This window comes from Nakamurella lactea DSM 19367, assembly GCF_000426645.1.
Classification (GTDB): domain Bacteria; phylum Actinomycetota; class Actinomycetes; order Mycobacteriales; family Nakamurellaceae; genus Nakamurella; species Nakamurella lactea.
In genome coordinates this window covers 170,563-195,759 of the sequence record NZ_AUFT01000008.1, presented here as the reverse complement: position 1 = coordinate 195,759, position 25,197 = coordinate 170,563, and the positions used below count along the sequence as shown (strand labels likewise).

Genomic DNA, 25,197 nt, shown 5'->3' with positions numbered 1-25,197 from the left:
CGATGTCAGCCCGGTGTGAAAAGCCGGTGTATTTGACCCGGTGAACGGCGACGGAAGGGCACGCCGTGACTCAGTTCCTGCAGCCGTCCAGCGTCGGGTTGATGTGCGTGGCGATCGTCGCGGCCGTGGCGTTGACCGGCGTGACGGCGTTCGCCTGGGACCGCCGTGGTGGCTGGCTGCTGCTGCGCGCCGCCGGTCCGCTGCTGTCGTGTGCGCTCTTGACGCTCGGAGCGTTCATCGGGATCAACCTGATCACCAGCCTGTTCCAGACCTGGCCCGAGGTCTGGGGTTACCTTCGATGACGCCGAATTCACTGAGCCTGCAGATCGTCATACTGGCCGCCACGGCTGGGCTGATCGCGCTGTCGATCGTCCGCTGGAACCGCTTCCGGCATCGGCGAATCGGTCGGTTCGGTGCGTTGCTGGCGGTGCAGGTCCTGCTGATCGCCAGTGGCGTCGTGGCGATCAACAGATCCGGCGACTACTACACCACCTGGCCCGGCATCGTCGGGTCGACGGCCGGGCTGAACCCGCAGGTGATCGTCGATCGGCAGACCGCAGCCCGGCGCAGCGTCGACCCGGTACGGTCGGCCGCCGACACCTGGCAGACCACCCCGGCGGAACGGGCCGTCGACGAGTCCGACGCCCACCGATCGAAGGTGGAAGCCGTGACGATTCGCGGGGCATCGACGGGCTACTCGCTGCCTGCTGAGGTGTATCTGCCCGGCAGCTATCAGGCGAACGACACCAGGCGTTTCCCGCTGCTGCAGTTACAGCCGGGATATCCGGGGAACGAGCGGTCGTGGACCGCATACCTGAACCTGCAGTCCGCCCTCGACACCATGATCGCGGACGGCGCGATGCCGGCGGTGGTGGCCGTGATGCCACAGCAGAACCCGATCCGCGGCCGGGACAGCGAATGCGTGAACGCCGATCCCAAGGTGCATCCGGGATCGCTGGCCGACACCTACCTGTCCCACGATGTGCCGCAGTACATCCGTTCTCACCTGCGGGTCGGCCGCACCAGGCAGGATCTGATCGTCGGTGGATATTCGACGGGCGGGTACTGCGCCGCCAACCTGGCGTTGCGTCATCCCACGGTTTACGGCGGCGCGATGGTGTTGTCCGGCTACTTCCGCACCATCGTCGACGACACCACCGGTCCGCTGTTCACCGACCAGAGCGAGGTCGACGCGAACGCCCCGATCATGACGATCAGGCGCCGGCATCCGTCGCTGGCATTCTTCCTGTCGGCATCCAGGGACAACCGGGAAGACCTGCAGCAGCTGGCCCGCTTCCAGCAGCAGGTGCCGCCCACGGATCAGCTGGAGGTGTTGACCACCGCGACCGGCGGGCATTCGTCCGTCGCCTGGAAGGTCCACAGCAGGGCGGGGTTCGCCTGGTTCGCGAAGATACTGGCCCGGTAGCCGGCCGGCTCACTTCGCCGCGCGGCGACGGGTCCGGCGGGGCTCCTGCTGCTCACCGTCGGTGCCCATCACGAACGCGGCGACCAGGTGGTTCCACGAGCAGGTCCGACAGACCTCGACCTGGTACACACTGAATTCCCGATAGGAACCGGCCAGCTGTTCGAGCTCGGTGGGCGTGCGGGCGGAGCCGGCCAGGTGCTTGATCTCGTCGCCGTAGACCCAATAGACGTGGGTGAGCGGTTCTTTGCGGCAGACCGGGCACGGCAGATCGGTGACGATGCCATGGAACTTCGCTGCGCGCACCAGGTACGGGGAGGCATCACAGACGTCGTCGACGGCGGCGCGGCCGGCCATTACCTCGGCGAGCACGGCGCGGCGCTTCAAGGCGTAGTCGACCAGCCCTCTCTGCGTTCGCACCCATCAAAGATTACCCGTCATGCCGTTGCGGGCGCCCCCCGGCGCAGCGAAACCTCGCGGACCGCGCCGCCCGCAACCACCATCGCGGCGGACCCGGCCGACGGTGCGGTCACCCGGCGCCGGACGATTCGAGCGTCACCAGCTCGCCGCTGCGACTCAGGGCCAGGCACCCTCCGAGGGTGGCCAGGAAGCCGAGTACCGCCAGCGCGGTGAACCCGGGGCGCACCGCGTCACCCAGCCAGCGCAGACCGACGGCGGCCGGGACCACCGTCTCGATCGCCAACGAAATGGCTGCCACCGTGGTGACCCGCCCGGCGGCCAGGGCGAACGCGTAACACACCGACGAGAGCACGGCGAAGCCGATCAGCGCCCACGGCACCGGATCACCGAGAAGCCGCCACCACGGATCGGGGATCACCACCACCCGGGCGGCGATGCCGACCCCGCCGAAGCCGACTCCGGCGGCGATCGCGAGGACTACCGCCCGCCGCCGCCCGGCCCGGCGGCCGTTACCGGCCGCGTTCCGGCGGCCGAACGGACGGCGAACAGCCGTCAGCGCAAGGAGTCCGGTCGGCACGATGGCCAGCAGCAGGATCAGCGAGGCGGTGTCCGACAGGATCACGGACGGACCGCTGGATCCGCTGACGGCGAGCGCGACCAGGCCGGCCCCCACCGCGGCCAGCGCGAGCACCTCGGACCGGCGCAGGTGGGTATCGAGGAAGACCACGGCGAGCACTGCCGTCACCGCGATACTGGCGGCAATCGCGGACTGCACCAGAAACAGCGGCAGGGTGCGCAGCGCCGACAACGACGCCAGGAACCCCACCCCGTCCAGCGCCAGGCCGACGGCGTAGGCGTTCGCTCGTCGGAGCCGGACCCGCAACGGTGACCCGGCGGGTGATTCCGCGAACCGCCGGACCCCGACCGCCTGCAAGACGGATGCAGCGCCGTAACAGAGCGCTGCCAGCAGCGCGCCGGCCAGTCCGGGCCACATGTGCGCGATCCTGCCACTCGGGCCGGAGGACCGGGGGTCTGCTCAGGCCGCCGGTCGCTGGACCCGTCGTCGATGTATCGTGCCGATATAGCGGATGACCTCGTCGACGATCGGTCGACGTTCGTCTGGGACGGGTAGCGATCAGGAGGCCGGATGGGCAGCGGCGGATCGTCGGTGCTGGAGCTGGCTGTCCTCGGGTCTCTGGCCGAATCGTCGATGCACGGCTACGAGCTGCGCAAACGGCTGTCCAGCAGCCTCGGCACCCTGCGTGCTTTCTCGTTCGGCTCGCTGTACCCGTCGTTGAAGCGGCTGCTCGCAGCCGGTCACATCGCCGAGGAGTCGCCGGCCGAAGATGTCGATGCCGTGCCGCTGTCGTCCAAGAGGTCCCGGGTGGTCTACACCATCACCGCGACGGGCAAGGAACGGCTGGCCGACCTGCTCGCCGATTCCGGACCGCAGTCGTGGTCCGACGACGGCTTCGGCATCCACCTGGCGTTCTTCGGCCGGACCAAGCCCGAAGCGCGGATCCGGATCCTGGAGGGCCGCCGGCGCCGGGTCGAGGAGCGACGCGAGGGGCAGCGATCGGCGATCGCCAGGGCCGCCGACCGGATGGACGGGTACACCGAGCAGCTGCAACAACTCGGCCTTGAAGCCACCGAACGCGAGGTGCGGTGGCTCAACGAACTGATCGCCACCGAGCAGCAACTCGGCGATCCCGGCCCGGCAACGGCGCCGGATCCATCCGGCGCGAAGCCGGCCCGCCGCCGGGGAGGTGCCGACCGCAGACCCTCTTGACCACGTCATCGTTGTTGTCCTGACACATATCTGATCCCCCACCGCTATCAGCAGAACAGGAATTCACCATGGGCACTCATCCGATCCGCGTCGCCATCATCGGCGTCGGGAACTGCGCGTCATCCCTGGTCCAGGGCGTCGAGTACTACCGCGACGCAGAGCCGGGCGGCCGGGTTCCCGGCCTGATGCACGTCCAGTTCGGCGACTATCACGTCTCCGACCTGGAGTTCGTCGCCGCCTTCGACGTCGACGCCAAGAAGGTCGGTTTCGATCTGTCCGAGGCGATCGCCGCCAGCGAGAACAACACCATCAAGATCGCCGAGGTGCCGCCGACCGGCGTCATCGTGCAGCGCGGCACCACCCTTGACGGGCTGGGCAAGTACTACCAGCAGACCATCACCGAGTCGGACGCCGAACCGGTCGATGTCGTGGCGGCACTGAGGGAATCGCAGGCCGACGTGCTGGTCTGCTACCTGCCGGTGGGCAGCGAGGCAGCGGCGAAGTTCTACGCGCAGTGCGCGATCGACGCCGGGGTGGCCTTCGTCAACGCGCTGCCGGTGTTCATTGCCGGCACCCCGGAGTGGGCCGAGAAGTTCAGGGCCGCAGGGGTTCCGATCATCGGTGACGACATCAAGAGCCAGGTCGGCGCGACCATCACGCACCGGGTGCTGGCCAAGCTGTTCGAGGACCGCGGGGTGATCCTGGACCGCACCATGCAGCTGAACGTCGGCGGCAACATGGACTTCATGAACATGCTGGAGCGGGACCGGCTGGAGTCGAAGAAGATCTCCAAGACCCAGTCGGTCACTTCGCAGCTGCAGCACGACATCGGCGCCGGCAACGTGCACATCGGCCCGAGCGACTACGTGTCATGGTTGGACGACCGCAAGTGGGCCTATGTCCGGCTCGAGGGTCGCGCCTTCGGCGACGTGCCGCTGAACATGGAGTACAAGCTCGAGGTCTGGGACTCGCCGAACTCGGCCGGCGTCATCATCGACGCGGTGCGCGCCGCGAAGATCGCGTTGGACCGCGGCGTTGGCGGCCCGATCCTGTCGGCGTCGTCGTACTTCATGAAGAGCCCGCCGGAGCAGTACGGCGACGACGTCGCCCGCGACGCCGTCGAGGCCTTCATCCGCGGCGAGTAGACCGACCAGCCCGTCCTCGGGGGACCAATTTCGCCTTCGTCACCCGCTGGTGGTGCACAGAAGTCGAGGTTCGTACCTCGAAGACGGGGATGACCCGTCAGACCTGCTTCTTGGCCTTGCGGTGGTGGGCCTCCTCGGTCATGTCCTCGAGCTCGGCGCCCTTGGTCTCGCGCACCCAACGGATGACGAAGAAGAACGACAGGAACGCGAAGACCGCATACATGCCATAGGCGAATCCGAGCGAAAGGTCCTTCAGCGCCGGGAAACTCACCGTCACCAGCCAGTTCGCCACCCACTGGCCGGCGGCCGCGAACGACAGGGCCGCGGCCCTGATCCGGTTCGGGAAGCTCTCCCCGAGCAGAACCCAGACCACCGGACCCCAGCTCATCCCGAAGGCGACCACGAACAGGTTGGCCGCGATCAGCGCGATCGGGCCGGCGGCACCGTCCAGTACCGGCGTGCCGTCCGGCCCGGTCGATGCGGTGCCGAACACGATGGCCATCGTCGCCAGCGTCACCGTCATCCCGACGGAACCGATCACCAGCAGGGGTTTCCGGCCGAATCTGTCGATGCTGGCGATGGCCACCAGCGTCACCAGGATGTTCACCACCGAGGTGATCACGGTGATCACGAACGAGTCGGACTCGTCGAAGCCGACGGCCTCCCACAGCACGTTCGAGTAGTAGAAGATCACGTTGATCCCGACGAACTGCTGGAACACCGACAGCGCCAGGCCGACCCAGACGATCGGGAACAGCCCGCCGGTGGGTTTGCGCAGGTCACGCCAGGACGGCGGCTTGTCCTTCTCCAGGGTGCGCTGGATCCGGTCGAGGGTGACGTCCAGATTGGCCTCACCGAGCAGGGTGCGCAGCACCCGCCTGGCCTCCGGGATGCGGTGGGTGGCGACCAGGTAGCGCGGCGATTCCGGGATGGTCAGGGCGAACAGCCCGTAGACGACGGCCGGGATCAGCATCATCAGGAACATCCAGCGCCAGGCCTCGAGCCCCAGCCACAGGTCGGCGCGGGAGTTGCCGGCGATCTTCGCCAGCAGGAAGTCGACCAGCAGCGAGACGAAGATGCCGGTGACGATGGCCAACTGCTGCAGTGACCCGAGCCGGCCGCGGATCCTGGCCGGGGCGATCTCGGCGATATAGGCCGGCGCGATCACCGAGGCGAAGCCGACGCCGAGCCCGCCGATGATCCGGAAGACGATCAGCAGCCACAGGTTCGGCGCCAGCCCGGCACCGATGGCGCTGATCGCGAACAGCACGGCGGCGATCTTCATCACCGAAAGCCGGCCGAGCTTGTCGGCGACCCGGCCGGCGGTCAGCGCCCCGGCCGCGGCTCCCAACAGGGCTGACGCCACCGCGAACCCCAGCACCCCCGACGTCACCTGGAACTGGTCGCCGATCGCCGACACCGCGCCGTTGATCACCGCGCTGTCGTAGCCGAACAGGAAACCGCCCAACGCGGCCACCGAGGCGATCCGGATCGCGCTGCTGCCACTGGACGTGTCGGGGTCGTCGCCGTAGATCGACTCCGAACTGTCGAACGTTCCGTGCTCGCTCATCTGGCGTACCGCCTCCCGGCCGGCGCCCGGCGACCCGACGTGCCGGACGACGTCAGCCTGCACCCTTCGGGGCGACGGCGCGCGCGGAACTATTTGCCGACGCCGATCGCTCTTCTAGGGCACGCTGGTGGTCGGCCCCGGAACCGGCGGCAGCAACGAGGAGGACCTGCAGTGGAAACCGCTATCGGCATCATCGCCTTTTTCGTCACCTTGGTCGGACTGCTGGCCACCCTCGGCTACACCGGCTACCTGTGGCAGCTGGACCGGGTCGCGCAGAAACGGGCGGGCGGCGACGCCACCATCGTCCGGGTCAAGAAGCGGATGCCGGTCGCGCTCGGCGCCACCGGCATTGCTGCCCTGGGCTTCCTGCTGACCCTCGGCGGCATCGCGCCCGACATCATCGGCATCATCCTGGCCGGCGGGGCCGGCTCGTTCTCGGTCAAGCAGCTCGGTCAGGCCAACAAGGATCTCTGACGGGCCGTCGGCCTGAGCAGCTCCCGGAGTCGGGAGCCGAGCGGAGTTGTTGCGCGCTACTCCGGTAGCTCGGTCACCTCGACATCGCCGGTCACCCTGGCGATCGCCCGCATCTTGTTCGCCGCATCCAGCGCCGCCACCTTGTACGACTCGGCCAGCGTCGGATAGTTGAACACCGCGTCGACCAGGTAGTCGACGGTGCCGTCCAGGCCCATCACCGTCTGCCCGATGTGCACCAGCTCGGTGGCGTTGGTGCCGAACACGTGCACCCCCAACAGTTTCCGGTTCTCGGCGTGCACCAGCAGCTTGAGCATGCCGTACGAGTCGCCGAGGATGGCGCCGCGAGCAAGTTCGCGATAACGGGCCACGCCGACCTCGAACGGCACGTTCTCCGACGTCAGGTCGTCTTCGCTGCGTCCGACGTAGCTGATCTCCGGGATGGTGTAGATCCCGATCGGCTGGACGTCGACGTTCGCGGTGCCGATCGGCTCCCCGAACGCGTGGTAGGCCGCCCGGCGGCCCTGCTCCATCGAGGTCGCGGCCAGTGCCGGGAAGCCGATCACATCGCCGACGGCATAGATGTGCTGGGCGCTGGTGCGGAAGCTCTCGTCGACGTCGATCCGGCCACGGTCGCTCGCCGACACTCCGGCGGCCTCGATGTCGAGCGCGTCCGTCACCCCTTGCCGGCCGGCTGAGTACAGCACCGTGTCGGCCGGGATCCGTTTGCCGGACTCGAGAATCGTCAGTGTCCCGGATTCGTGCTTCTCCACGATCTTGACGGTCTCGCCGAACCGGAAGGTGACGGCCAGGTCGCGCAGCCGGTACTGCAGCGCCTCGACGATCTCCCGGTCGCAGAAGTCCAGCATCGCCGGCCGCTTCTCCACCACCGTCACCTTGGTGCCCAGCGCGGCGAACATCGACGCGTATTCGATCCCGATCACCCCGGCGCCGACCACCACCATCGAGTTCGGCACCCGATCCATGTCCAGGATCTGGTCGGAATCCACGATGGTCGACCCGTCGAAGGCGACGCTGGCCGGCCGGGCCGGCTTGGTACCGACCGCGATGACGATTTTCTCCGCGGACACCTGGTGGTCGTCGCCGGTGCCGTCGTCGATCCGCAGCTCGTGTGGCGAGATGAACCTGGCGATCCCCGGCAGCAGGGCAACCCGGTTGCGGGACAACTGATTCCGGATGACGTCGATCTCCCGGTCGACCACGTGCCTGGTCCGTGCGGACAGATCGCTGACGGTGATTTCGTCCTTGAGCCGGTACGACTGGCCGTACAGCTCGCGCTGCGTCATCCCGGTCAGGTACAGCACCGCCTCGCGCATCGTCTTGGACGGAATGGTCCCGGTGTTGATGCAGACACCGCCGATCATGTCCCGTCGTTCGATCACCGCTGCGCGCTTGCCCAGCTTCGCCGCCGCGATGGCCGCCTTCTGCCCGGCGGGTCCGGAACCGATCACCAGCAAGTCATAGGTCTCCACGGGTGCCAGTGTGGCCGAACTTCGCCCACCGTGGGACGCCCCGACCGGGGAAATTCGCGGAGGCCCCGAGGCCCGACCGCTGCGGAGGTGGGGTCCGCGCGGGTGACGTGCCGGTTCGCGGACCACCGCCGACCGTCACCTGTCGCGTCGCACCCGCTTCTCGTCCCACACCGGCTCGTCGGACTCGAACACCCGACCGTCGCTGCCGAACACCAGGTGCCGGTCGAATCCGCGGGCGAACCAACGGTCGTGCGTCACCGCCAGCACGGTGCCCTCGAACGCGTCGAGGGCCGCCTCCAGCGCCTCGGCCGAGTGCAGGTCGAGGTTGTCCGTCGGCTCGTCGAGCAGCAACATGGTCGCCCCGGACAGCTCCAGCAGCAGGATCTGGAAGCGGGCCTGCTGTCCGCCGGACAGCGAGTCGAAGGTCTGCTCGCTCGCCCTGGCCAGCTCGTAGCGGTCCAGCGCCCTGGCCGCCTCCTCCCGCGGCCGGCCGCGACGGTGCTCGTCACCGCGGTGCAGGATCTCCAGCAACGTCCGGCCCTGCAGGCTCGGATGCTGATGGGTCTGGGCGAACCAGCCGGGCCGCACCCGGGACCCGAGCTTGGCAGATCCGGTGCAGGCCACCGGATCCGGTCGGATGTCGCCCACCGGTTCGTGTTCCGCCTCCGGGTCCGTGCCGCCGGCCGCGAGCAATCGCAGGAAGTGCGACTTACCGGACCCGTTACTGCCCAGCACCGTCACCCGCTCGCCGAAGAACACCTCCAGATCGAACGGTTGCATCAGGCTGGTGAGCTCGAGTTGTTGGCAGACAACGGCTCTCTTCGCCGTCCGGCCGCCGACCAACCGCATCTTGACGTGCTGCTGGAAGGGCTGCTCCTCCGGCGGCCCGGCCGCCTCGAAGCGCGCCATCCTGGTCTGCGCCGAGTGGTAACGAGAGGCCATATCCGAGTTGTAGGCGGCTTTCTGCTTGTACATCAGCACCAGGGCGCGCAGCTTCGCGTGTTCCTCGTCCCACCGTTTACGCATCTCTTCGAGCCGGGCGAACCGGTCGGCGCGGGCCTGGTGATAGGTCGCGAAGTGGCCGGCGTGCACCCACAGGGTGCTGCCGGCGGCACCCGGCTCGAGGGTGGCGATCCTGGTGGCCACCCGGTCCAGCAGTTCCCGGTCGTGGCTGATGAACAGGATCGTCTTCGGCGACGCCAGCAGGGTCTCCTCCAGCTCCCGCTTCGCCGGCACGTCCAGATAGTTGTCCGGTTCGTCCAGTAACAACACCTCGTCCGGTCCGCGGAGCAGGGCCTGCAGCACCAGCCGCTTCTGTTCGCCGCCGGACAACGAGGTGACGCTGCGGTACTGCGCCCGGTCGAAGGGCACACCGATGGCCGCGACGGTGCAGACGTCCCACAGGGTCTCGAAGTCGTGCCCGCCCGCGTCCGACCAGTCCGAAAGGGCCTGGGCGTAGGCGAGCTGAGTGGCTTCGTCCTCGGTCTCCATCATCAGCAGCTCGGTCCGGTCGATCTCTGCCGCTGCGGCCCGGATCTTCTGCGGGGCAACGGAGATCAGCAGGTCGCGAACCGTGGACTCGTCCCGCACCGACCCGATGAACTGCGGCATCACGCCGAGCCCGCCGGACCGGGTGACGGCGCCGTCACCGACCGGCAGGTCGCCGGCGACGATCCGGCTCAGCGTGGTCTTGCCGGTCCCGTTGGGACCGATCAGCGCGACCTTCGCGCCCTCACCGACCCGCAGGCTGACGTCGTTGAGCAGCGGCCGGCCGTCGGGCAGGTCGAAGCTGACGGAGTTGATGTCCAGGTGTCCCACGGTGCCGAGCCTTCCATCGCATGGCGAGGGTTGTCACCCGGGTATCGGTCGGGCGGCGTGTTGACCGGGTGGTCACGGCCGGAGGCCGGGAGACGCGATGCCTGAAAAACCGTCGCCAGTTGATCGAATCGGGCCCGGAGCGACCGGTCTTGCCCGTCTGGCGACGGGTTTCAGACTCTCGGCTCCCGCACCTGCAGTCGATCGCCGACCCGGACGGTGCCGCGACCGGCGACCCAGGCCCGATAGCCGCGGGCACCGTCGCCGAGCGCCTTCAGCGTCTCCTTGAGTCGGGCGTCGACCGGCGCGGAGGCGGGCAGCCGGAGGCAGAACCGGGTGAACTCGACGCACGGGTCGGCGACCCGGAAGTCCTGCAGCACCAGGGTTTCGTCGGCGCCCTGTACCTCGATCGAGTCGGGGAGAGCGATCCCAGCGAGTCCAGGATCGGCGTCCACCAACACGGATTCGCCGGCAATCCCGTCCACCAGGTGCGGTCCGTACCGCTCCCGGAGCACCCGGTAGTCGCCGGTACCCATCACGCTGATCCCGCCGCGGCCCTGCGGGTCCCTGGTCTGTGGATGGTGTCGGTGATGCACGTCAACGATCCGCTCTCCATCTGCGGTGATGCCGACCGCGCCGTCGTCGCTCATCTCGAGTGCATCCACTTGCTGCAGTGGAGTCGGGTCGTACCAGCGGCGAGGAGCCCGGCCGGGCTTGAGCGGTGATCGTTGCACCTGCAGGCGGACGACGGAGAGGTTCACCGCGCCATTGTGCCCTGGCGGCCGGCCGCCCTCCGTTGCGACTTCGTTACCGACGACAACGAAGGCGTGCGCGAGACTGATCAGGTCCCGTTCGGTCTCTTCGGGGGAGCCGGCGTCGCTGTCACCTGGTGGTTACCTGATGTCCGCAGACCTCCCGCAGAGCCCGTACAACTTCGACCGCCCGGCGGCGCCGCCGAAACGCAAGCGTCCGTGGCTCGGAGCAGGCCTGGTAGCAACCGGCACCCTGGTGGTCGGGTTGGTGATCGGAAACGCCGCCGGTGGCGGCACTGCACCGACCGATACCGCGGCCGGGGCCGGTTCGACGGTCACCGTATCCGCCCAGCCGAAGGCGTTGGCAGCGGTCACCGTCACCCAAAAGGCGAAGGCGGCCACCCCGAAGACGAAGACCGTCGAGGTGGCCAGCACCGTCCTGCGGGAGCAGACGGTCCGGGTGCCGACCACGGTCGCCGTCACCCACCAGGTCACCAAGACCCTCTCCGTCGACCGCACCGTGCAGCAGGTCGTCAAGGTGACGGTGACGGCCGAGGGCACAGCAGCCCAACAAGCCGAAGCACCCCAACAGGTCGCGGACGGCGGCCCAGTACCCCCGAGCGGCGGCAGTTGTCCGGCGGAGGCGCCGATCAAGGGCAACGCCGACAGCATGATCTATCACGTGCCGGGCGGCGAGTTCTACGACCGGACCAATCCCGAGGAGTGTTTCGCCACGGAGGCCGACGCAGTCGCCGCCGGCTACCGGGCCTCCAAGCGCTGATCTTGCGGAGTGCCCGACCGCGGAGCGCGCCGTTCCTGGGGCTCCGGTTCTGGGACGCCGGTCCTAGGACCGGTCCGCCCTGGATGATCGCCGGGATCGACGGCAGAGTGGAGTGGTCGTGGAATGCCACGACGTTCGATGCGAAGCGAAGGACACCGATGACCACCACTGTTCCGGCCGGCACGTTCAGCATGGCCGACGATCTGACCGTCACCCGCGTCGGCTACGGCGCCATGCAGCTGGCCGGACCACATGTATTCGGCCCACCGGCCGATCGCGCCGGCGCCGTCGCCGTGCTCCGCGAGGTGGTCGAACTCGGCATCACCCACATCGACACCAGCGACTACTACGGCCCGCACGTCACCAACCAGATCATCGCCGAGGCGCTGCACCCCTACCCGGAATCACTGCGGATCGTCACCAAGGTCGGTGCGCTCCGGGACGCCGAGGGCGGCTGGCCGCCGGCGTTGGCCCCCGGGCAGCTGCGGCAGGCGGTGCACGACAACCTGCGCAACCTGAAGCTGGACGCCCTGGACGTGGTGAACCTGCGGGTCGGCGGGTTCGACGCGCCGACTGCCGGATCCATTGCCGCACCGTTCACCGTGCTGGCGCAACTTCAGCAGGACGGCCTGATCAAACACCTGGGGATCAGCACGGTGACCGCCGAGCAGGTGGCCGAGGCGCAAACCATCGCGCCCGTGGTGAGCGTGCAGAACCGGTACAACATCGCGCACCGGGAAGACGACGCCCTGATCGATTCCCTTGCCGCGCAGCAGATCGCCTACGTGCCGTACTTCCCGCTCGGCGGTTTCACTCCGCTGCAGTCGGACACGCTGGCGGCGGTCGCCGCCCGCCTGCAGGCGACGCCGTACGCGGTTGCGCTTGCCTGGCTGCTGCAGCGCTCGCCGAACATCCTGCTGATTCCCGGCACCTCGTCGGTCGCCCATCTGCGGGCGAACGTCGAGGGTGCCGGGATGCAGCTGTCGGCAGCCGACCTAGCGGAGTTGGACGGCATCGGGAGCTGAGCCGCCGGCCCTCCTGCTCCGTCTGATCAGCAGGGCGCCGCCCAGCAGGAGCAGCAGGCCGGTGAGCCCGAGTCCGAGCAGTGGGGCACCGGTATGGGCCAACCCGCCGTTGCCGTTGCCCGAGTTCCCGGTGCCCGAGTTGCCATTATCCGAGTCGCCAGTGCCGGAGCCGTCGGACTGCCCGTTCACGGTGAACTCGACGACGCTGGATACCGGCGACCGGTGGCCCATCGCATCGGTCGCGGTGGCCGTCACCCGATGCGTTCCAACGCCGAGCGGCTCGGTCGGGACGAAACTCCAGTGCCCCTGCGGATCCGTGACGGTGGTGCCGACCACATCTCCGTCGATGCTCACCGTGACGGTGCTACCCGGTTCTGCGGTGCCGCCGATCGTCGGGGTGGTATCTGCTGACCCCGACCCGGGCGCGGGGGTGGTGATCACCGGAGCATCCGGGGCGGTGGTGTCGATGGTGAACGTCACCGGATCGGAGGCCGCGGAGGAGTTGCCGGCCCTGTCGGTCTGGGTGGCGGTCAGCGTGTAGACACCGTCCGGTAGCGGACCGGTGATCGGCATCGACCAGCTGCCATCGGGTTTCACCGTCGCCGGGCCGTACGTCTTGCCGTCCTGGTCGGTCACCGTCACCATTGACCCCGGTTCACCGACTCCGCTGACGGTCGGCGAGTTGTCGTCGATGACACTGCCGTCGGTCGGCTTGGTGATCGCCGGTGCCGTCGGCGCTGCCGAATCGACGATGAAGGATCGGAAGTTCGACTCCGGCGACATCGCGCCCTGCGCATCGAACTCGACGGCAGACACCGTGTATCGCCCGTCGGCCAGACCGGTCATCTTCAGACTCCAGGTGCCGCGGGCCACCGCGGTTGCGGCCAGCGCCGCCCCCGACTGGAATCCGCTGTTGGTCAACAGCTTCGGCGCGGTCGCCGATACGACCTTCGCCACCGCCGAGCCGCCGCTGACCGTCACCGGCCCGTAGATCCTGCCGGTCTGGTCCATCATCAACAGGATGGCCCCGGCGTCTCCGGTACCAGTGACCACCACGTCGGGCCCGGTGTGCACGGAGTTCTCCGGCGGCCCGATGATCACCGGCGCTCCCGGCGCCGGGGCGACCACCGTGAACATCACCGGATCCGAAGGATCCGAGGAGTTGCCGGCCGGATCCGTTGCCGTGGCGGAGATCTCGTAGTCACCGTCCGGCAACGGCTCAGGCACGGTGAGGGTCCAGCCGCCCTGATCATCGGCGGTGACGGTGCCGATGGGGTACCCGTCGATGAACACCTCGACTTCGGATCCCGGTTCGGCCGTGCCGGAGATGTCCGGGGTGGTGTCGTCGGTCGTGGCGCCGTCGGTCGGCGAGGTGATGACCGGAGCCGCCGGAGCAGAAAGGTCGATGGTGAAGCTCACTGTGTTCGAGACTCCGGACACGTTGCCGGCCGCGTCCGCCGCCGTGGCGGATGCCGTGTGCTCTCCGGCGGCCAGTTCGGTGGTCGGGGTGAACGTCCAGGCGCCGGTGCCGTCGGCCGGCGCGGTACCGACGACCGCGCCGTCGATGGACACGGTGACCGTCGAGTTCGCCTCAGCCGTGCCGATGACGTCCGGCGTGGTGTCATTCGTCGACGAGCCGTTCGCCGGAGCGGTGATCACCGGCGCACCGGGCGCAATGGTGTCGACGGTGAAACTCACCGGCGCTGACGGAACCGACACGTTACCGGCGGCATCAGTCGCGGTCGCCGTGGCTGTGTGTTCACCGTCGGCCAGATCTGTTGCGGGAGTGAAGGTCCAGGCTCCGGTGCCATCGGCGTTGGCGATGCCGGCCACCACTGCGTCGATGGTGACGGTCACCGTCGAGTTCGCCTCAGCCGTGCCGATAACGTCCGGGGTGGTGTCGCTGGTCGACGAGCCGTCAACCGGAGCGGTGATCACCGGCGCCGCCGGTGCCGTGGTGTCGACGGTGAACGTCACCGGCGCTGACGGAACCGACACGTTACCGGCCGCATCGGTCGCGGTCGCCGACGCAGTGTGCGGCCCTTCGGTCAGATTCGTTGCGGGAGTGAAGGTCCAGTTCCCGGACGGATCGGCGATCGCGGTGCCGGCAACCGCACTGTCGATCGTCACCGTCACGATCGAGCCCGGCTCAGCGGTACCGGTCACGTCCGGCGTGGTGTCATTCGTCGACGACCCGTCAGCCGGAGCGGTGATCACCGGCGCCGCCGGCGCCGTGGTGTCAACGGTGAACGTCACCGCGTTCGACACCGGCGACACATTGCCCGCCGCATCAGCAGCTGTCGCCGTCGCCGTATGCGGTCCCTCGGCCAGAGGCGTCGTCGGGGTGAACGTCCACGCGCCCGCGCCGTCCGCGGCGGCGGTACCGACAACGGCACCATCGATGGACACGGTGACCGTCGAGTTCGCCTCCGCGGACCCGGTGATGTCCGGGGTGGTGTCGTTGGTCGACGAGCCGTCAACCGGGGCAGTGATCACCGGCGCCGGCGGCGCCGTGGTGTCGACGGTGAAACTCACCGGCGCCGACGGAACCGACACATTGCCGGCCGCATCCGTCGCCGTCGCCGACGCGGTATGCGGGCCCGGAGCCAGCGGAGTCGTCGGCGTCAGGGTCCAAGCCCCGGCCCCGTCCGCGTCGACGGTACCGATCACGGTGCCATCCACCGACACGGTGACGGTCGAATTGGCCTCGGCGGACCCGGTGATGTCCGGCGTGGTGTCGTTGGTCGACGAGCCGTCAGCCGGGGCAGTGATCACCGGCGCGGCCGGGGCGGACGCGTCCGTGCTGAAGGTGACCGGGGCGGACGCCGGCGATACGTTGCCGGCGGCATCTGTCGCGGTTGCCGTAGCGGTGTGCTCACCGTCGGGCAGCGGAGCGGTCGGCGTCAGCGTCCAGTTCCCGGCGCCGTCGGCATCGGCAGTGCCGATGACGGTCCCGTCGACGGTCACGGTGACCGTGGAAAGCGGTTCGGCGGTACCGGAAATCGGCGGCGTCGGGTCCGTGGTGGTCGAGCCATCGGCCGGGGCGGTGATCACCGGTGCCACCGGCGCGGTGGTGTCGACCGTGAAGCCCACCTCGTTGGAGACCGGGGAGATGTTGCCGGCCAGGTCGGTGGCGGTCGCCGTCGCCGTGTGCGATCCAGGGGCCAGCGGAGTCGTCGGCGTCAGCGTCCAGTTCCCGGTGCCGTCGACATCGGCGGTCCCGATCACCTCGTCCTCGACGGACACGGTGACGGTCGAGTTCGCCTCGGCGGTACCGGAGATGTCCGGCGTGGTGTCGTTGGTCGACGAACCATCGACCGGCACGGTGATCACCGGGGCCGCCGGCGCGGCGGTGTCGACGGTGAAGTCGCGGGTGTTGGACACCGGAGACACGTTGCCGGCGGCGTCCGCCGCGGTCGCGGTGGCCGCGTACGGTCCGTCGGCCAGCGGGGTGCCCGGCAACATGCTCCAGGCGCCGGCACCGTCGGCACTGGCGGTGCCGACGGGATTCCCGTTGAGCAGCACCGTGACGGTGGTGTTCGGATCGGCCGTTCCGGAGATGGTCGGCGTGGTATCGGTGGTCGTCAGATTCTGCGCCGGAACCTGGATCACCGGTGCTGCCGGCGCCGTTGCGTCAATGGTGAAGGCCACCGTGTTCGACGGCGGCGAGACGTTCCCGACCGCGTCGGTGGCAGTCGCGACCGCAGTGTGTGGTCCTTCGGCGAGCGGGGTGGCCGGCGTATAGGTCCAGTCGCCGGCGGCATTGACCGGGACCGAGATCGGCGTGGCCGCACTGTCTATGGTCAGGGACAGGGTCGAGCTGGGCTCGGCGGTGCCGCTGAACGCCGGGGTGGTGTCGTTGGTCGTCGATCCGTTCGCCGGGGTAGTGATCACCGGTGCCGGTGGGGCTGTCGCGTCGACGGTGAAGTTGTTCGGCGCTGATTCCGGCGACGTGGCGCCGGCGATCGTCTGAGTGGCGGTGACCGCGTGCGCTCCTCCGGCCAGCGGCGTGGTCGGCGTTGTGGTCCAGGCACCCGTCCCGTCAGCCGTCGCCGTACCGACGGGGGTTCCGTCGACCAGCACGTCGACCGTCGCATTCGGCTCGGCAGTACCGCTGTAGGTCGGGGTGGCGCTGGTGGTACTGCCGTCGGCCGGGGAGGTGATGACCGGAGCGGGCGGAGGACAGTCGATTCCGCCGACCGGCGCGGTGGCGCTGACAGCCATCGGGGTGAGGTCGACGATCGCCGATGCCGCGTTGAGCAGCAGGTCGATGTCCACCGACAGGAAGCTCCAGGTGGCAGCGATCGCGGTGCCGTCTGCCGCCTGGGTGGTGATCGTCGGGTTCGGGTGCAACGTGATTGTCGTACTACCGACCAGCGGCACGGTGACGGTGACCGACGGCAGCGCGGCGGTGAGGGTGACGGTGCCGATCCCCGGTCCGGTCACGGTCACCGTCGGCGCCTGGTGGGTGATGGTGGCGCCGCCGGTCTGGCCGTTGGCGGTTGCGGTCAGGGTGGCGTCGCCCTGGACTCCTACCTGGACGGCGTCGTTCAGCAGGTTCAGTCCGGAGATGGTGCCGGTCGAGGCACTCTGCGTCGCACGATTGAGACCGCTGGTGGCGATCAAACTGTTCGTATTGTGAACCGACGACACCCCGAGAGTCAGCAGATTGGCCAGGCCGGCCGGGGTCACGGTGGCACCTGCGGTCTGATTGACCGCATCGGACAGCAGAGTGCCTGTGACACAACTGTTGTTGCTCGTGTAGCGCGCATCGTTGTGGGTGGTCATCGCCCCGACTCCGATGCCGAGGGCATTGACCGCCAGCAGCGCACCGTCCAGTGGCGCCAGCTGCGGCGGCGCGGATCTCTGGTTCGCCACCACCGTGATCGGCAACCCGGCAACGGCGACCCCGAGGTTTCGGGAGGACGAATTCACCTGCGGTGATGCGGCGGTGTCGGTCTTCGCCTGCGAGTTGGCCAGGTTGACCCCGGCCAGATCGAGCGCGGCCACGGTGAGCCCGACGCCGAGAACAGAACTCTGAGCGTCGGCCGCGTAGGGGGCCGGTAACGGCGCCGCGGCGGCGGGGTTCGCGCCGAGCGACCCCCCGACAACGATCGAGGCCAAGGCCAGCAAGAGCACGGACAGGAGCGAGGCGACGCGCTTCATGTGGATCCTTGCGGGAGGAAAGGTAGGTCGACATCGCGGACAGTATGGGGAGAACTGCCTAACCCAAATGGGGCGGCCGCCCTCGTTATGCAATCGTTGCGCGCACGGTGCGTCAACAATCGGCCCGATGAGTGGTCCGAAATGATCTGTTTGGTCTGTAACGACTACAACGCGTCGCATTCGGGTGACGACAGCCCGCATTCGAGGGGCTCTCCAGAGATCATCGGACACCGACGGGTCTCTGCGGCGGGCGATCGATCACAGAAAGTCATGTCGCCTGCGCTCGACGGCGGACCAGATCCGAGGACTTCTCGACCCTCGCGGCGCTCGAGAAGAAGCGCCCGGGATCGATCAGGCGCGCGGGACGGTGTTGATATCGAAGCGGATGTTCTCGCCACTGGGCAACATCTTGCGGACTGCGGCGACGCGCGACGGATCGACGTCGACAAAACCGACCGCCGGCTCAGCCGTCCCCAGGTCCAGCAACGGCAGGCCGAACGGGTCGAACGCTGCCGAGCGGCCGATCCCCTTGCGGCCCACCTGGTCTGACGCGATCACGTAGGTGGTGTTCTCGATCGCCCGCGCTCGCAGCAAGGTCAACCAATGTTCTTCCTTGCCGGGCCCGACCACCCAAGCGCTGGCCAACGCCAGAACGTCGGCACCGGCCGAGCGCAGCACCCGGAACAACTCGGGGTAACGCAGGTCGTAGCAGGTGGCAAAGCCGATCGAGATCCCGTCGAACTCCAGCACCGGCGGTGCCTGGCTGCCGGCCTCCACCGTGTCGGACTCCTGGAAGGAGAACGCGTCGTACAGGTGGATCTTGCGATAGGTACCCCGCAACTCTCCGCGATCGGCGATGACGAGGGTGTTCGTCACCTTTCCGGCGGTATCCGTCGGCACGAAGGTTCCGGCGACGACGGCGATCCCCAGCCGGCCGGACGCCTCGACCAGGGAGGTGACGAAAGGCCCGTCCAACGGCTGCGCATTTCTGACGGTGGCTGCCGGATCGGTCAGGAAATCGGTGATCGATCCTTCCGGCGCGAGCATCAACCTGGCACCGCCGTCAGCCGCGCGCTGGGCCAGCTCGGCGAGGGTGGCGCCGTTCGCGGCGGGGTCGTCGGTCGGCTCGAACTGCGCGATCGCGATTCGCACGGGCAACCTCCTGGATGCGGCGGTGCCTTCGACTCTACAAAGTCGGCGGCCACCGACGGGCAGGTCGTCCTCGACGATCAGCGGGTCCTGGTGGTTCCGGTCTGACGTCGGCGGTCAGACGGCGCCTTCGCCGACTCGGAGCAACTGGTCGACCAGGGCACCGATCCGCTGCGGCCCGGCATCCGACAGCCGACCGTCCCTGGTCAGGGTGACCAGGCCGTGCAGGGTCGCCCACAGCACCTCGGTACGAGCGCCCCACAACGGGTCGCTCGCCGGCAGGGGCAGCGCGGCGCCGAGTTCGGCGAATGCGTCGTGAAGTTCCTGCGGTGCGAGGGGATCGGCAAACGGCAGGCCGGTCTGCAGGGTGAACATCGCCTCGTAGGTTGCCGGATGCTGCCTGCCGAACTCCAGATAGGCCTCCGCGACGGCGACCAACCGCTGACGATCACTGCGAGCGCGGGCGCGTGCCGCCGCCAGCACGGTAGTGAGTTCGCGGATTCCGTCGAGGGCGACCATCCGCCTGATCCCGACCTTGCCGTCCGGGAAGTGCCCGTAGAGCACGGGTTGGCTGTAGCCGATCTCGTCGGCCAGCCTGCGGGTGGTGACGGCGGGCCAGCCGTCACTCTCGGCGATCGATCTGGCACTGTCGACGATCGCCCGCTCCCGTTCGGCGGGATCCACGACACGTTTGCGATGCGCTGGCACATCACCACTCTAGCAGTGCTAACCTTTCTAGCAGCGCTAGATCATGGTGATCTGGTCACCACTCGAAAGTAGGAACAAGCGGTGCATTTCATCGGGCTCGCCATCACTTGGGTCGTCGTCGTCGGCATCATCGGCATCGGCATCGCCTACCTGGCCAAGAACGAGGCCAATGCCGCCGGATTCGGCCTGCCGGTGCTGCCGGCACCGGACGCCCGTGGCTGGTGGCAGGTGAAGGGGATCAGGGACGTGGTCTCCGGACTGGTTCTCGGCATCGCGATCTTCGCTGCGCCGCAAGCACTCTGGTGGCTGCTGCTGGTCGCCGCGATCACCCCGTTCGGCGACGCGGCGATCATCTGGACCAATCGCGGCAACCGGAAGACGGCACTGGCGGTCCACGCCGGCACCGCGATCGGGGTGGTGGTCGCGTCCATCCTGTTGCTGATCAGCCGCTAGCTGGCGGCCCCGCGCCAGCCGCGACGCAGGAGTCCCGGAACCAGCTGTAGCCTTAATGGAACCTTGTTTCAGCGACGAAAGGCTCGCGTGGCCACCGACCCCATCCGGCCGGGACGACTCGTCCTCGGCGCGGCACAGTTCGGACAGTCCTACGGGAACGGCGTGGACCGCGAGCCGCCCGACAATGCAGTTGCCGCCGAGATCCTGCGCACCGCCCTCGACGGCGGTGTCGACGAGATCGATACCGCCCGCGCCTATGGCGCCAGCGAGAGCGCCATCGGCCAGGCCCTGGGGACCATCGGACCAGCCGGCGACCGGCTGCGGATCGTCACCAAGGTGCGCCCGCTGGACGACATCTCCGTCGATGACGATCCGGCGACCGCCGAGCACGCCATCAGAGCAAGCATCCGGACCTCCCTGGAGCAGTTGCGCAGGGCGAACGTCGACGCGTTGCTGCTGCATCGGGCCCGCGATCTGACGGTGGCCGGCGGAACCGCCGTCACCACGCTCGACGCGCTGGTCTCCGAGGGGACCGCGGCCCGCTGGGGCGTGTCGGTCGGATCGGTGGACGATCTGCTCGCCGCGTGCGCAACACCAGGCGTCGGGTACGTTCAGTTGCCGTTCAACCTGCTCGATCGCCGCTGGCTCGCCGAACCCGTGCAGCAGGCATTGCGCGAGCGTCGGGACATCAGGATCGTCGTTCGATCCGTTCTGCTGCAGGGGCTGCTGTCCAGCGACGATCCGCGCCGATGGCCGGCGATCCCGGGTGTCGATGCATCCGCAACCCAGTCTGCAATGACCAGGCTGGTCGCCGAGCTGGGTCGTCTGGACCCGCTCGACCTGGCAATCGGCTACGTCCTGGGTCACCCGTGGGTCGACGCCGTCGTGCTCGGCGTTCGGAGGCCGGCGCAACTCGCCGACATCCTGACCGCGACCTCTGCTGCGCCCCTGTCTGCCGAAGGGATCGAGCTGGTGCACCGGACGATCGACGGTGGCCCGCACGATCTCGTCGACCCTTCGCGCTGGTCGGCCTACCCGAAGACATCCTGAGAGGAACACCATGACCCACAACAGTTCACCAGCGATCGCTCGTTTCGACCTGGCCGGGAAGGTCGGCTGGGTGGCCGGCGGCGCCGGCTACCTCGGCAGTCACGTCAGCCGGGCACTGGCCGAGCACGGCGCCCACGTCGTGGTCACCGACGCCAACCCCGAACGCGCCGAACAGGTCGCCTCCGAACTTCGCGCCGACGGTTACGCGGCCACCGGGAAGGCACTGGACATCGGCGACGAGGCCGCCGTCGACGCCCAGGCCGCCGAGATCGTCGGCGAACACGGTCGGCTCGACTTCGCGGTCAACCTGGCTGCCGTCGGGGCAGGCCTGAGCTACGACGAGATCACCCGTTCAGACCTCGAGGGGACGCTGCGGATCAACCTGGTGGGGGCGATGCTGTTCTCCCGGGCCGCCGGTCGGCTGATGGGTCCGGGTGGCAGCATCGTGCAATTCGGCAGCATGTACGGAATCGTCAGCCCCGATCCGGCCAACTACGGCGACCTGCCGGTGAACCCGATCGAGTACGGGATGGCCAAAGCCGGCATCCTGCAACTGGTCCGCTATCAGTCGGTGCAACTCGGGCGCGATGGCATCCGGGTGAACGCGGTAGTGCCGGGACCGTTCCCGAACCCGGCCGGCCAAGGGGCCGAATCGGCGTTCGTGCAGAAGCTGGGCAGCAGGGTTCCGTTGGGTCGGGTCGGCCGCGCCGACGAGGTCGCCGGCGCCGTGGTGTTCCTGGTGTCGCCGGCGGCCTCCTTCGTCACCGGCACCCAGCTCGTCGTCGACGGCGGCTGGACCGCCTGGTAGCCCTCGGCCACACTTGCCCGTTGGCAGGTAGCGGAAAGTTGCACCGACACGCGGCGACACGCCCGCTGCCCGACCAACTTTCCGCTACCCCGCGGAGGGAGGGCTCAGGGGACGATCGACACCATCCGGCCGGGCACCACGACCACCTTGCGCGGCGCGGCCCCGGCCAGCAGTTCGACGATCTTCTCGTCGGCCAGCGCCGTAGCCTCGACCGCGGCCGCGTCGGCGTCGGCCGGCACGGTGATCCGGGACCGAACCTTGCCCTTCACCTGGATCGGGTATTCGACCGTCTCGTCGAGAAGAAACTCCGCATCGGCCTGCGGGAACGGGCCGTGCGCCAGCGACTCGTCGTGGCCCAGCCGATTCCACAGCTCCTCACAGACATGCGGGGCCAGCGGGGCGGTCATCAGCACCAGCGCTTCGACCACCTCGCGGGCCGGGTCGACGCCGCTCTTGGTCAGATGATTGGTCAGCACGATCAGCTTGGCGATCGCCGTGTTGTATCCCATCGCGGCGTAGTCGGTGCGCACCCCGTCGATGGTGCGATGCATCAGGGTCAGCGTCTCGACATCGGGCGCGTCGTCGGAAACCCTGACGGCACCGGTGTCCTCATCGATCACCGTCCGCCACAACCGCTGCAGGTACCGCTGTGACCCGACCACGTCGCGGGTCTGCCACGGCCGCGACTCGTGCAGCGGGCCCATGCCCATCTCGTACATCCGGAAGACGTCGGCGCCGTAGGCGGCGCACATGTCGTCCGGCGTCACCACGTTGTTCAGTGACTTGCCCATCTTCCCGTACTCGCGATGGACCGGCTGCCCCTGGTAACGGAATTCGCCTGGGGTCTCCTCGGTGACGTCCTCGGCCGGCACATAGACGCCGCGGGCATCGGTATAGGCGTAGGCCTGGATGTAGCCCTGGTTGAACAGCCGGCGGAACGGCTCCTCACTGGACACATGCCCCAGGTCGAACAGCGCCTTGTGCCAGAACCTGGCGTACAACAGATGCAGCACAGCGTGTTCCACGCCGCCGACGTACAGGTCGACCCCGCCGGGATCGTTCGGCCGGCTCGGATCCTTGCCCATCCAGTACCGCTCGTTCTCCGGATCGCAGAACGACTTCGAATTCGTCGGATCCAGATATCGCAGCTCGTACCAGCAGGAGCCGGCCCATTGCGGCATCACGTTCAGTTCGCGGGTGTAGGTCTGCTCGCCGTCGCCCAGGTCCAGGGTGACGGTGTTCCACTCGGTCGCCTTGCCCAACGGCGGCACCGGCTCCGAGTTCGGGTCGTCCGGGTCCAGGTCGGCCGGCGAGAAGTCGACCAGCGGCGGCAGGGTCAACGGCAGCTGGGTGTCGGGCAGTGAATGTGCGATGCCGTCGGCGTCGTAGACGATCGGGAACGGCTCGCCCCAGTAGCGCTGCCGGGAGAACAGCCAATCCCGCAGCTTGTACTGCTTGCGTGGATGGCCGAAGCCCTTGTCCTGCAGCCACCTGGTGATCGTCGACTTGGCCTCGTCGATGGCCATGCCGTTCAGCGACACCTCGTCGTTGGCGGAGTTGATCGCCGGTCCCTCGCCGCCGTGGAACTCATCCGACGGCATCCCCTCCGGACGTTCGACGGTGTCCACGATCGGCAGCCCGAAGACGCCGGCGAACTCGTAGTCGCGGGCGTCGTGCGCCGGGACCGCCATGATCGCCCCGGTGCCGTAGCCCATCAGCACATAGTCGGCGATGAACACCGGGATCCTGTTGTCGTTCACCGGGTTCACCGCGTAGGCACCGGTGAAGACGCCGGTCTTCTGCTTGTTCTCCTGCCGGTCCAGATCGGATTTGCGGGAGGCTGCCAATCGGTACCCGGCGACGGCGTCGATCGGCGTCGCGGCCCCGCCGGTCCAGGATTCCGGCACGTCAGCCGGCCACTCGGCCGCGGAAATGGTGTCCACCAGTGGGTGTTCGGGCGCCAACACCATGTAGGTGGCACCGAACAGCGTGTCCGGCCGGGTGGTGTAGACCTCGATCGGCCCGGCGCCGGCGTGCGCATCATCGGCCAACCGGAACGCCACCTGTGCGCCGTACGACCGGCCGATCCAGTTGCGCTGCATGGACTTCACCGACTCTGGCCAGTCCAAGCGGTCCAGGTCGTCGATCAGCCGATCGCCGTAGGCGGTGATCCGCATCATCCACTGCCGCATGCTGCGTCGGAAGACCGGAAAATTGCCGATCTCGCTGCGGCCGTCGGCCGTCACCTCTTCGTTGGACAGCACAGTGCCAAGGCCGGGGCACCAGTTCACCGGCGCCTCGGTGATGTAGACCAGCCGGTAACTGTCGACGACGGCGGCCCGGTCGGCCTTGGACAGCTCCGCCCATGGCCGGCCGTCGGGTATCTCACGGGCACCGGAGGAGAACTCGCCGATCAGGTCGGCGATCGGCCGGGCGCGGCCCTTGCCGGTCTGCCCGCCGCCGGGTGCCGGCTCGGCCTGCGGGTCGAACCACGACTCGAACAGCTGGGTGAAGATCCACTGGGTCCAGCGAACGAATTCCGGGTCGGTGGTGGCGACGCTACGGCGCTGGTCGTGGGCAAAGCCCAACCGGCGCAGCTGAGAGCGGTAGCGGGCGATGTTCTCGTCCGTGGTGACCTTCGGATGGGTACCGGTACGGATCGCGTACTGCTCGGCCGGCAGCCCGAACGAGTCGAACCCGACGGTGTGCAAGACGTTGCGGCCGGTCATCCGCAGGAAGCGGCCCCAGACGTCGGTGCCGATGTAACCCAGCGGGTGCCCGACGTGCAGCCCCTTGCCCGACGGGTACGGGAACATGTCCAGCACGTAGGTCTTGTCGTCGGCGACCGGTTTCCCGTCCGTCGGAGACAGCTCGCCGACCGGGTTCGGGGTGTTGAAGGTGCCGGTCTCCTCCCAGACGTCCTGCCACTTCGCCTCGATGTCGTTGGCCATCGCGGCGGTGTAGCGGAAGGGGGGGGTGTCGTCAGCGGCGCCGACACCGGCGGCCGATGCCGTTCGTTCGATGGTCATCTGAGATCTCTCCTCGCACGTTCCCGGGCCTGAACAGCAGAAATCCCTCCGGCCCATCGGGGGCGAGAGGGATCGCCGCGCTGACCTCGAATCGTCGTCCGGTCAGCGCGGCCCGGGAAGCAGCAGCGTCCGTGCCATAGGTCCATAGTA

General features: G+C 68.4%; 20 protein-coding genes. 10 read left to right on the top strand and 10 right to left on the bottom strand.

All coding sequences use genetic code 11. The features are described 5' to 3' along the window. Positions 1 to 65: 65 nt before the first annotated feature. Together K340_RS0110815 and K340_RS34180 are read left to right on the top strand one after the other, a co-directional pair. Entirely contained in the window at positions 66 to 302 is a 237-nt protein-coding gene (locus K340_RS0110815; RefSeq protein WP_029136718.1) for a hypothetical protein, read from the top strand. Continuing rightward, positions 299 to 1,426: an alpha/beta hydrolase gene (locus K340_RS34180; protein WP_029136717.1), complete on the top strand. Its 1,128-nt coding sequence runs from the start codon at positions 299 to 301 to the stop codon at positions 1,424 to 1,426. The genes K340_RS0110815 and K340_RS34180 overlap by 4 nt, the downstream gene beginning before the upstream one ends. A 9-nt stretch (positions 1,427 to 1,435) precedes the next feature. Here K340_RS34180 and K340_RS0110805 read toward each other — a convergent pair whose 3' ends face one another. Both K340_RS0110805 and K340_RS0110800 read right to left on the bottom strand, forming a co-directional pair. Further along, positions 1,436 to 1,843, bottom strand: coding sequence for a DUF5318 family protein (locus K340_RS0110805; RefSeq protein ID WP_029136716.1), 408 nt, complete (start codon positions 1,841 to 1,843; stop codon positions 1,436 to 1,438). 109 nt (positions 1,844 to 1,952) lie between these two features. Then, positions 1,953 to 2,837: a hypothetical protein gene (locus K340_RS0110800; protein ID WP_029136715.1), complete on the bottom strand. Its 885-nt coding sequence runs from the start codon at positions 2,835 to 2,837 to the stop codon at positions 1,953 to 1,955. Positions 2,838 to 3,011: 174 nt separating this feature from the next. On the opposite strand from K340_RS0110800, the gene K340_RS29190 reads away from it, so the two are divergent. Together K340_RS29190 and K340_RS0110790 are read left to right on the top strand one after the other, a co-directional pair. Continuing rightward, entirely contained in the window at positions 3,012 to 3,632 is a 621-nt protein-coding gene (locus K340_RS29190) for a PadR family transcriptional regulator (RefSeq protein WP_051265980.1), read from the top strand. Positions 3,633 to 3,700: 68 nt separating this feature from the next. Beyond that, a complete protein-coding gene (locus K340_RS0110790) occupies positions 3,701 to 4,777 on the top strand; it encodes an inositol-3-phosphate synthase (protein WP_029136714.1) in 1,077 nt (358 codons plus the stop codon). Positions 4,778 to 4,874: 97 nt separating this feature from the next. Here K340_RS0110790 and K340_RS29185 read toward each other — a convergent pair whose 3' ends face one another. Then, positions 4,875 to 6,347 carry a sugar porter family MFS transporter gene (locus K340_RS29185; RefSeq protein ID WP_051265977.1) on the bottom strand — a complete coding sequence of 491 codons (1,473 nt, stop codon included), beginning with the start codon at positions 6,345 to 6,347 and terminating at the stop codon, positions 4,875 to 4,877. A gap of 171 nt (positions 6,348 to 6,518) precedes the next feature. Between K340_RS29185 and K340_RS0110780 the strand changes: the two genes are divergently transcribed. Continuing rightward, positions 6,519 to 6,821: a hypothetical protein gene (locus K340_RS0110780; protein WP_029136713.1), complete on the top strand. Its 303-nt coding sequence runs from the start codon at positions 6,519 to 6,521 to the stop codon at positions 6,819 to 6,821. A 56-nt stretch (positions 6,822 to 6,877) separates the two neighbouring features. On the opposite strand, the gene sthA is transcribed toward K340_RS0110780, so the two are convergent. The 3 genes from sthA to K340_RS0110765 all read right to left on the bottom strand — a co-directional run bounded on the left by sthA (position 6,878) and on the right by K340_RS0110765 (position 10,887). Then, the gene (gene sthA / locus K340_RS0110775) at positions 6,878 to 8,311 is read right to left on the bottom strand and encodes a Si-specific NAD(P)(+) transhydrogenase (RefSeq protein ID WP_029136712.1); all 1,434 of its coding nucleotides are present in this window, start codon (positions 8,309 to 8,311) and stop codon (positions 6,878 to 6,880) included. A gap of 135 nt (positions 8,312 to 8,446) precedes the next feature. Further along, the gene (locus K340_RS0110770; protein WP_029136711.1) at positions 8,447 to 10,129 is read right to left on the bottom strand and encodes an ATP-binding cassette domain-containing protein; all 1,683 of its coding nucleotides are present in this window, start codon (positions 10,127 to 10,129) and stop codon (positions 8,447 to 8,449) included. A gap of 170 nt (positions 10,130 to 10,299) precedes the next feature. Then, positions 10,300 to 10,887 (bottom strand): hypothetical protein, encoded by a 588-nt coding sequence (locus tag K340_RS0110765; RefSeq protein WP_154674188.1) that lies wholly within the window; start codon positions 10,885 to 10,887, stop codon positions 10,300 to 10,302. 139 nt (positions 10,888 to 11,026) lie between these two features. Between K340_RS0110765 and K340_RS36635 the strand changes: the two genes are divergently transcribed. Next, a complete protein-coding gene (locus K340_RS36635) occupies positions 11,027 to 11,659 on the top strand; it encodes a sunset domain-containing protein (protein ID WP_029136709.1) in 633 nt (210 codons plus the stop codon). 158 nt (positions 11,660 to 11,817) lie between these two features. Continuing rightward, a complete protein-coding gene (locus K340_RS0110755; protein WP_029136708.1) occupies positions 11,818 to 12,684 on the top strand; it encodes an oxidoreductase in 867 nt (288 codons plus the stop codon). Here the strand turns inward: K340_RS0110755 and K340_RS35825 are convergent. The 3 genes from K340_RS35825 to K340_RS0110740 form a co-directional block, all read right to left on the bottom strand. Beyond that, positions 12,655 to 17,850: an Ig-like domain-containing protein gene (locus tag K340_RS35825; RefSeq protein ID WP_051265817.1), complete on the bottom strand. Its 5,196-nt coding sequence runs from the start codon at positions 17,848 to 17,850 to the stop codon at positions 12,655 to 12,657. The genes K340_RS0110755 and K340_RS35825 overlap by 30 nt on opposite strands. Positions 17,851 to 18,201: 351 nt before the next feature. Then, complete coding sequence (locus K340_RS0110745) at positions 18,202 to 19,002, bottom strand: carbon-nitrogen hydrolase family protein (RefSeq protein ID WP_029136707.1); 801 nt, start codon at positions 19,000 to 19,002, stop codon at positions 18,202 to 18,204. A gap of 114 nt (positions 19,003 to 19,116) precedes the next feature. Next, positions 19,117 to 19,707 carry a TetR/AcrR family transcriptional regulator gene (locus K340_RS0110740; RefSeq protein ID WP_029136706.1) on the bottom strand — a complete coding sequence of 197 codons (591 nt, stop codon included), beginning with the start codon at positions 19,705 to 19,707 and terminating at the stop codon, positions 19,117 to 19,119. An 81-nt stretch (positions 19,708 to 19,788) separates the two neighbouring features. On the opposite strand from K340_RS0110740, the gene K340_RS0110735 reads away from it, so the two are divergent. From K340_RS0110735 to K340_RS0110725, 3 genes are all read left to right on the top strand, one after another. Then, the gene (locus K340_RS0110735) at positions 19,789 to 20,160 is read left to right on the top strand and encodes a DUF4267 domain-containing protein (RefSeq protein WP_029136705.1); all 372 of its coding nucleotides are present in this window, start codon (positions 19,789 to 19,791) and stop codon (positions 20,158 to 20,160) included. Positions 20,161 to 20,247: 87 nt separating this feature from the next. After that, complete coding sequence (locus tag K340_RS0110730; protein WP_029136704.1) at positions 20,248 to 21,210, top strand: aldo/keto reductase; 963 nt, start codon at positions 20,248 to 20,250, stop codon at positions 21,208 to 21,210. A 10-nt stretch (positions 21,211 to 21,220) separates the two neighbouring features. After that, positions 21,221 to 22,018 (top strand): SDR family NAD(P)-dependent oxidoreductase, encoded by a 798-nt coding sequence (locus K340_RS0110725; protein ID WP_051265814.1) that lies wholly within the window; start codon positions 21,221 to 21,223, stop codon positions 22,016 to 22,018. A 104-nt stretch (positions 22,019 to 22,122) separates the two neighbouring features. On the opposite strand, the gene leuS is transcribed toward K340_RS0110725, so the two are convergent. After that, the gene (gene leuS / locus K340_RS0110720) at positions 22,123 to 25,047 is read right to left on the bottom strand and encodes a leucine--tRNA ligase (protein ID WP_029136702.1); all 2,925 of its coding nucleotides are present in this window, start codon (positions 25,045 to 25,047) and stop codon (positions 22,123 to 22,125) included. Positions 25,048 to 25,197 lie beyond the last annotated feature (150 nt).